The organism is Myxococcales bacterium, assembly GCA_012513515.1.
Taxonomy (GTDB): domain Bacteria; phylum UBA10199; class UBA10199; order 2-02-FULL-44-16; family JAAZCA01; genus JAAZCA01.
In genome coordinates this window covers 1-2,029 of sequence record JAAZCA010000042.1, presented here as the reverse complement: position 1 = coordinate 2,029, position 2,029 = coordinate 1, and the positions used below count along the sequence as shown (strand labels likewise).

2 protein-coding genes are annotated in these 2,029 nt (G+C 33.6%); both read left to right on the top strand.

The genetic code is table 11. The features are described from left to right. Positions 1 to 166 precede the first annotated feature (166 nt). Positions 167 to 1,096, top strand: coding sequence for a hypothetical protein (locus tag GX659_08240; protein NLD28764.1), 930 nt, complete (start codon positions 167 to 169; stop codon positions 1,094 to 1,096). Then, positions 1,083 to 1,766 carry an ATP-binding cassette domain-containing protein gene (locus tag GX659_08235; GenBank protein NLD28763.1) on the top strand — a complete coding sequence of 228 codons (684 nt, stop codon included), beginning with the start codon at positions 1,083 to 1,085 and terminating at the stop codon, positions 1,764 to 1,766. Before GX659_08240 ends, GX659_08235 begins: the two co-directional genes overlap by 14 nt. Positions 1,767 to 2,029: the final 263 nt, after the last annotated feature.

Sequence of the window (2,029 nt, the reverse complement as noted above, 5' to 3'; positions counted from 1 at the left end):
CCTGGTGTCACGGTTTTTGCCAACGCGAGAATAAACTAATAACAATCACATCCCTACATCGCATCACGAGTGCAAAAACACGCGCCACCGCGACTCGGCGCCAACAACACATACCGCCGACCGTTAGCGTTCATACTAAATTGACCTACAAATGGTTCGAGCATTATTGAAAATACGACTAAAGCAAATTTACCGTGGAATTATTGGAATCGGATTATTTAGATTCATTTTCTTAGTCGGATTAATTGGATTTTTAGGATTTGCCCTATACATAAAGAGCTCAGATAAAGCAACTTCTCAATATATAATTGCAGGATTTCTATTACTGATAATGTTCGTCCATTTTAAAAGAGGTGATAAATTGTTTCTGAAAAGTCATTTCTCAAACTATAAGACACTCATGCTTGCGGAGTATATTATCCTTTCTATACCTGTCTTATGCTGTTTTTTAATTCATAAACAATGGGTTGCCATTAGCCAACTAACTGGATTATTAATTATCATAAATATTGACTTAAAAGCGAGAAATTCAAATTTAAACACTAAACTTCAGGAATTAATTCCCGACGATGCTTTTGAATGGAAAGCAGGAATAAGAAAACAATTTTTTATAATCGTCCCTATTTGGATTATAACTGCTCTTACATCTTTTTTTATAGGAAGTGTACCTATTGCAATTTTTATTTTGGGAATTATCATTTTAAGTTTTTTTGAGCGATGTGAACCTTCCCAGATTTTAACATCCTTTGAATTAGGAGCCACAAAACTGTTATGGTTAAAAATAAAACGTCTGTTGCAATTATTTTCAATTATTGTAATTCCGTTAATCGTTTTATTTATAATCTTTAATATAGATAAATGGTATATCCCGGTTGCTGAATATTTTATTTTCTGTAGTCTTTTGGTTTACACTATCATGACTAAATATGCATTTTATGAACCAAATATAAAATCGCCAGCAGCGCAAATATATGTAGCACTCGGTGCATTGGGAGGTATAATTCCGGTATTCTTTCCCGTAGTTTGGCTTATGACAATTTTATTCTATTCAAAGTCAGTTAACAAACTAAATTTCTTCTTAAATGATTATAATTAAAAACCTTACAATTTCATATAACAAGTACCAAAGAGTTATTGACAATCTGAATTTATCATTGGATGAGAATCTGATACATGGAATTGTGGGACTAAATGGTGCAGGAAAAACCACATTGTTAAACACCCTTTATGGATTAAAGAAACCAGTAGCAGGGACAATCCAATTTGACAATAAAGAAATTAATAAAAATTCTGTTGCTTATTTAGTGACCGAGAATTTCTTTTATTCGAGTATCACAGGAAAAGAATATCTGAGCCTTTTTAAAAACAACGAATTTGACATAGACCGATGGAATAAACTCTTCAACCTGCCATTGAATAAAATAATTGATGGATATTCCACCGGTATGAAAAAGAAACTCGCATTGTTAGGGGTTCTAAAACAAGACAAACCTTTAATGATTCTTGACGAGCCTTTTAATGGACTGGACATTGAAACCTGTCGAATTATTCGAATGATTTTGTTGCGATTAAAAGAAAGGAACAAAACCATAATTGTCACCTCCCATATAATCGAGACACTGACTAATTTGTGCGATTTTATACATTATTTGGAAGCAGGAAAAATTAAATTTTCCAGAGACAAAAGTGGTTTCTTGGAGTTTGAAAGAGAAGTATTTGACAAAATTGAAAATGAGAATATTGAATTAATAAATGAGCTAATATAATAAAGTACGAAACGCTAACACGTGGTATAAGTCATGGCTGGGTTTGTGCGGATTCGACAAATCGAATCTCGTCCCAACCTCTGTTTCGGTCGGACACTCAGACTCTCGTCTGACCGCCACGACCTCATACCACCACCGTTAGCTGCAAGCCAGTGAGAGACCCAGATAGACATGACGAAAATATGATTATAAGTTTTACCGATATAATTGAGTTTAAAAAGATAATGTTTCAAATTACGCAACCATTAGGTTGATTTATGCAT